This window comes from Ruegeria alba (assembly GCF_022321465.1).
Lineage (GTDB): Bacteria > Pseudomonadota > Alphaproteobacteria > Rhodobacterales > Rhodobacteraceae > Ruegeria_B > Ruegeria_B alba.
Genome location: NZ_JAKOEM010000006.1, coordinates 199,512 through 205,511 on the forward strand (window position 1 = coordinate 199,512; position 6,000 = coordinate 205,511).

Below are 6,000 nucleotides of genomic sequence, written 5' to 3' on the forward strand. Positions count from 1 at the left end.
TGAGGGCACCCAAGCCCAAGAGGTATGGTCTGCAACCGTTCCCACGGTTCTGGCAAAGTGGCTGGCAGAGGCCCGGCGATTTGCGGCGCCGGCAGTGGCAGCGCTTTCGTCGAAGCCGCCGGATCAACCGTTTTCGCGCGCCGCTTTGCCGCCTCGGCCCGAAGCGCGGCCTTGCGCCGGAACGGGCGATCTGCGGCTTCGCGTTTACCGATACCGGAGGTCTGGTCGTTCATCAAAGCAGCCGTTTCGGTTTCCGGAGCCAGGTCTCTATCATGATATGCCATATTTTGACACCTAACCTATGAATCAACAAATAAACTCAACAGCCCGTCCGGCGAACCACCACCGATGTGGTCCGCAGCAGCAGCGAGAGATCTCCGATCAGACTGACAGTACGCGCATAGTCTGCATCGACTTTTGACCGGTAGTCGAAACGAGAGTTGTTCCGTTCGGAGACCTGCCACAGGCCCGTGATCCCTGGCCGCAGCGCAAAATAACTCTCGGCGGGGCCGTAAAGCGGCAGCTGGTCGGGCATCATTGGACGCGGACCGACCAGGCTCATATCGCCCGTGAGCACGTTCCAAAGCTGGGGCAGTTCATCCAGAGAGGTGCGCCGCAGGAAGTTTCCGACAGGAGTAATCCGCGGATCGTCCTTCAGCTTTTGCGTGGCGTCCCATTCGGCTCGCATTACCGGGTCCTCTGCCAGCATCTTTTCCAGCTGGGCATCGGCGTCCATCACCATCGTTCGCAACTTGAGAATGTAAAACAGCTTGCCGTCGCGCCCCAGCCTCGGCTGCCGATAAAAGGCATCTCCGCCTTCAAGCCGGAGCGCCAACGCGCAAAAGGCGATGATTAGCAAAGAAACCGGAAGCGAAAGGACAATGAAGGCTACATCTAGGAACCGCTTGCCAACGGCAGCGTAAATACCGTTTGCCGGAGAAACGTCACCCCCCAGCTTCTCCGGCGGCGCGATTGTATTTGCAGGCAACAACGCTGTTTCCAGCATGCCCTTTGCCTGATCGGCTTGGCCAGACGCCACTGGCACCGCCAGTGAAGCAGTATAGATGTAGTCCTTCATGTCCCCCCCTACGCGGGATACCTGAGGCTAAGCCTTGGCACTGACCCCCAGCACATTGGCCTCGCAATCACTCTTCACACACACAAGACCAAGCAGCCGGCCCTGCATCTTTCGGCGGTGCTTACCCTGGCGAACCGCGCCCTACACGCAGTCTTGCCGGGCATGAATGTGGCTAACTTCCGCCATACTTCTGCCACGTTCGACCCTATCAGCTACCTAGAGAATTTTAAGAAATTCCGCGTCAACAGATTGTTTCCGTATGCAACCACTTAGAATTTCGCAAATTTCCAGAAAAAGCGTGAACCAAAGCAATCAACTGAGCAGTGATTGTTTCCAAACCCGCAACCGTGCAAAACTGGGAATCGGGTAAACAGTCTGCTTGTTCCAACTCTATCAAATCCGCGAGAGATTGTGTCTAAAACATGGCGAGGAGTTGTCGCTCTCGTCTATCTCCCGGCTCATACCTGTATTCTGACCGTGTCGACGAACGCTGACTCAAAAACGCCGGTGATGTTTGCGATTTTTCTGCCGGCGAAATGACGTAGCCATCTTCTTAGCCTGCCTGTTCCATCCGCAGCAGCTGGTGGCAAGCAGCAATGGCAGCCTCCGTTTCGCCTGTTTCCACAAAATTCAGGAGGCGCTCCAGCACCTCTGGACGGCAAATTGGGTCGAGCACACCTAACGGACCCGGAAAGGCACGACGCCGAATCGAGAAAGAGGCAACTTTCTTCAGCTCTGCGCCTATGTCGAAATTTCCCAACTGGCGGGCATGGCAGAAATCATAGGTCTCATAGCCTTGGTCGATAGCCCAGCCGATTGCCTGGGAAGTCAGCAGCAGACCGACATCGTCGCTTGTCACCACCTGGCCCCTGCCCGCTACGATGAGATGAACACGCTTCATCCGCGGATCGAGGATATGACCAAGTGCGCCGATCACCTGCCCATCGCGCCGAACGACCGGCAGATAAAGCAGGCCGAGCCGACTGGCCGCCGTCAGGAGCCGCAGGGTATTCATCGCCAACTGGCGCGCAGTCGCCGCCCCCATGGTTGAAGCGTGTTCACGCATCCACAGCCGCAGCAGCACACCCATATCGGATTTGAGCGAGGCGCCAGCGGTATGACTCAACCTGTACAGGCCGTTGTTCAAATAGCGTCGGGTGACGCGGCGGATTCTCTGGCGGGTGTCCGTACTCGGACCGGTGGACAGCCAGGCTTCATATTCATCGGGTAAATCAATACGGGGGCAGATCAGTTTATCAGCCTCGCCCTTGTTGGCGCCACGCTCATCCGACCGCACCGAATAGGTGGCCTCGGGAAAGGCGGCCACAAACTTGGTCGCCCGGTAGCGCGAGCTCTCGGATTGCAAGGACAGTCGCACCCAAGGGATCTGCTTCAACGTCTCAGCCAGTGCTGCAATCACAAGATCCTCGTACCGCGGTTCGCAAAGGAACCCGGTATATTCACTCCATAGAAGACGGCCACCTGCCTCGATCTCGGTCTGGAATTCCTTCCGGTTTCGGCTCCAGTTTGCGTTGTGTTTCAATGGCAGAACACCGACCAGACGCGGCCCGTGATAGACCACCATCACCCGCCAGCGCCCCGGATTGACAGCAAATGCCTGCGCCAGCCAGTCCCATGACAGAAACACCGTGCCCTCAGGATCGCGCGCCTCGAGCGCGCGCCAGCTGTCACGCAGGGCGGAGAATGCCCCCCATGCCGAGACCGGCTCAACCCGGAGCCTGCCACTGGCCAAAACGCTGGCCTCGAAATCCGGTACTTCGCTCATGGTTACGCACTTTTGAGCGAGCGTCCGTCCCTGAGGATCGCTTCAAAGCTGTCGACAGCACCGTCGAAGTTGCGTGTCAGCGGCGCGGTGATCGGCGATTGGGCCGCAAAATAGGCCCCCACCCTGCAAATCTGCATCGCGAATTCAGGATGAACGCCGGCATCGTCGTATTTGCGTACGCGTTCCTTGGATAGCCAGCCGCGTTTCCTGGCCTCTTTCACGATCAACTTGAATCGCTGCACACAATGAAAGGTCAGGTAGACCGAGAGATAGTCTAGATAGTCGTCGATCCGGTAGCCACATCCGGGATCAAAGGCGTCGATCATCACATCGACCATTTTGTCGGGCGCGATTGGCCAAGCTTCGTCCCCAATGAGCCAAGCGAAGTCCTCGGCCCCGTGGCGCAGGCCGGAATACTCGAAATCGAAGCATCTGAGACGGCCCGCTCGGTCCAGCGCTGCATTGCCAGACCGGCAATCCCATTTCACGAATTGGCGGCCCGGATTTGCCAGGCGTTCGGCGGCCGCTGCGCGGTCGAACCGGTTGTCGATCCCCATCGAATAGGGTTGCAGGGTGTCCACCCCCTCGACAAGGTTGGTCACCCAGGCGTTGCTGTCACCCAGAACAGGTAGCATATGCTGGAACTCGGTACGCCGCGCCGCGCTTTGCAAGCGAAAGATCGCAGCAACCGCCTGCGCGGCCAAATCCAGCTGGCTGCTGTCGGCGTGACGCACGATCTCCTGGTTCAGACGTCGACGGCCCACATCCGACTGGAACAAGACCTCGCCGACCACGCCCAGGCATTTAGGCAGGTCATCGCTATGCAGGCGCAGCCGTTCCAGCACAAAAGCTTCAAGATGGGTGCGGCGAACAGTAGGGCGCAGGGTGGCGATGACATCCATGTCGCCGAAATGCAGCCGAAAGCTGGAGCGTCCCTCGCCACCGGGCGCGGTCACCTTCTGGACCGGGCGCCCAAAACGGGTCTGGGCAGCTTCAACAATACGGGTCAACCTGTCCCAATTGCCTCTGCCTGCCATAACCCTCGCTCCCGTTCCAAAATGCGATCGGTGCATCTTCGCGCCTCTCAAAGGCGCGTCAGCCCTCTCTGCTCGATAGCATGAAGAGCGATTCGCTCGCAGGGTACGACCGTTTGATTGCCGGATTGCACACCGGCCGAAGGTCAATCACAGGGCAATGCCGGCATTGTTCACTGACTGCGGCGAAAGGTGCGAAATCGACCCCGCACCGGCCTCCGCTAAGCCCGATCGCAAGTCGCTCTTTGCACTGACAGATATCGGGTCAACGAAGGCATTCAGTGTTTCAAACATTACGATGGTCATCGATCCGACCGGGATCGCGATCCGCGCTTGCCGGATGTCATGGATGAAGGCGAGAGGAACAAAGACATCTGAGCTCAGCGTCTTGAGAAACAAAGGAAACGAAGGGGCCGTGACCGGGATGACCGAAGGAAAAGCCCGAAGAGGCACGGTGCAGGGGCACAAGCAAAGGGCTAGTCCGTCCGGAACTCGTTATCCCGTTACCGTCGAATTCCCAGCGCCGCGCCGATGGCCGGGTGAGCCGGTATTGTCTCATGTTTCACCTGCATTCGGGCAAGCCGGGCCTGCGCCCAGTCAGGAAACGGCGCGCCGCGCCCGGTTTCCTGACTGACATTCATGATCAGTGCTTCCTGGCTGGCACAGAGCACGCCGTCTCGGTCGGCATACATCTCAGCGAAGTAGACAATCCTCTTCGCATCGTGGTCGAGCAGTCGAAAATGCAGGTGAAACCCCTCACCTTCCAGTATCTCGCGCCGGAACTGGACATGCGATTGCAGGATATAGGGGCCGGCCCCGGCGGTTTCGACATAGGTCTTGCCAAGCCCCAGTTGCTCTTCGAGCATCACGTCCAGCGCCTTGTCAAAGGCGACGCCGTAATAGCCCACATTCATGTGCCCGTTATAGTCGATCCATTCAGGACGCACCGTGAAACCACGCACTTCGACCGGGGCGGGATAGGGGCCGTCATGGCCGCTCTGCGGGGTCTTTTCCACCATCGCGCTCAATCCTCGAATATCGCCACCGCGCGGGTGAACCCCGCGCTTGCGCCTTTGATCTTGAACGGAAAACAGGAAATGGTGAAGCCCGTGGGCGGCAACTGGTCCAGGTTCGCCAGCTTTTCCATGTGGCAATAGCCGATCTCCATCGAGGCGCGGTGCCCCTCCCAGATGATCGCCGCATCGCCACTTTCGGCATAGACGCGCGCGGTCAGCGGAAAGGGCGCATCCCAGGACCAGGCATCCGTGCCGGTTACCCGCACGCCGCGTTCAGTCAGATAGAGCGTTGCCGCGCGCCCCATGCCGCAGCCCTTGATCAGATAATCCGGCTGACCATAGCGCGCCCCGGCCGAGGTATTGACCACCACGATATCGAGCGGTTGAAGCACATGCGCGATGCGTTCCAGCTCGGCCTCGACATCTTCGGCGCTGACAACGTAACCATCCGGGAAATGGCGAAAATCCAGTTTCACGCCCGGATTGAAGCACCACTCTAGCGGCACCTCGTCGATGGTGATCGCCCGTTCGCCGTTGTTCATCGTCGAATGGTGGTGATAGGGCGCGTCCAGATGGGTGCCATTATGGGTCGCCACGCTGAGCCGCTCCACCGCCCAGCCCTCGCCACCCGGCAGATCCTCGCGTTTGAGCCCGGGGAAAAAGGACATCACCTGTTCGGCGGTCTGCTCATGCGTCAGATACTCGATCTGGGGCAGCATGATCGGCGGGTCGGAGACGATCCCGGTTTCCAGCGGAACGGAAAGATCAACAAAACGGCGGGCCATGGGCATTCCTTTGCGCAACTTGCGCAGAGGTTAAAAGCGCCCGCCCAGCCCGGCAAGACGCAAAGGGGGCGCTGCCCCCTCGGCCCTGCGGGCCTCACCCCCGGAGGTATTTTTGACCAGAAAGAAGCATATGCGCGGTGCTACTTCTTTCTGGTTCAAAATACTCCGGAGCGCGAGGCGGAGCCTCGCAAAGGCTTTATTCCGCCGCCAGCACTTCGGCTTTTTCGACCCTTACGGCTGCGTATTTGAACTCTGGTATTTTTCCGTATGGGTCGAGGGCTGCGTTTGTGAGGATGTTTGC

At 59.0% G+C, this 6,000-nt stretch carries 6 protein-coding genes; all 6 read right to left on the minus strand.

The annotated features are described in order from the left end of the window. Positions 1-319: 319 nt before the first annotated feature. The 6 genes from MB818_RS09885 to MB818_RS09910 all read right to left on the minus strand — a co-directional run bounded on the left by MB818_RS09885 (position 320) and on the right by MB818_RS09910 (position 5,699). On the minus strand, positions 320-1,078 hold the full coding sequence (locus MB818_RS09885) for a sugar transferase (protein WP_234139271.1): 759 nt from the start codon (positions 1,076-1,078) through the stop codon (positions 320-322). Positions 1,079-1,631: 553 nt separating this feature from the next. Beyond that, on the minus strand, positions 1,632-2,864 hold the full coding sequence (locus MB818_RS09890) for a GNAT family N-acetyltransferase (RefSeq protein WP_234139270.1): 1,233 nt from the start codon (positions 2,862-2,864) through the stop codon (positions 1,632-1,634). A gap of 2 nt (positions 2,865-2,866) precedes the next feature. Beyond that, positions 2,867-3,874, minus strand: coding sequence for an aminoglycoside phosphotransferase family protein (locus MB818_RS09895; RefSeq protein ID WP_234139269.1), 1,008 nt, complete (start codon positions 3,872-3,874; stop codon positions 2,867-2,869). A gap of 174 nt (positions 3,875-4,048) precedes the next feature. Continuing rightward, the gene (locus MB818_RS09900) at positions 4,049-4,297 is read right to left on the minus strand and encodes a hypothetical protein (RefSeq protein WP_234139268.1); all 249 of its coding nucleotides are present in this window, start codon (positions 4,295-4,297) and stop codon (positions 4,049-4,051) included. Between the two features lie 104 nt (positions 4,298-4,401). After that, on the minus strand, positions 4,402-4,917 hold the full coding sequence (locus tag MB818_RS09905; protein ID WP_234139267.1) for a thioesterase family protein: 516 nt from the start codon (positions 4,915-4,917) through the stop codon (positions 4,402-4,404). Between the two features lie 5 nt (positions 4,918-4,922). Then, positions 4,923-5,699 carry a cyclase family protein gene (locus MB818_RS09910; protein WP_234139266.1) on the minus strand — a complete coding sequence of 259 codons (777 nt, stop codon included), beginning with the start codon at positions 5,697-5,699 and terminating at the stop codon, positions 4,923-4,925. Positions 5,700-6,000: the final 301 nt, after the last annotated feature.

Bases quoted from the DNA above. Each gene is read 5' to 3' on its own strand.
- MB818_RS09885 (WP_234139271.1), bottom strand. From the start codon at position 1,078: ATGAAGGACTACATCTATACTGCTTCACTGGCGGTGCCAGTGGCGTCT.
- MB818_RS09890 (WP_234139270.1), bottom strand. From the start codon at position 2,864: ATGAGCGAAGTACCGGATTTCGAGGCCAGCGTTTTGGCCAGTGGCAGG.
- MB818_RS09905 (WP_234139267.1), bottom strand. From the start codon at position 4,917: ATGGTGGAAAAGACCCCGCAGAGCGGCCATGACGGCCCCTATCCCGCC.
- MB818_RS09910 (WP_234139266.1), bottom strand. From the start codon at position 5,699: ATGGCCCGCCGTTTTGTTGATCTTTCCGTTCCGCTGGAAACCGGGATC.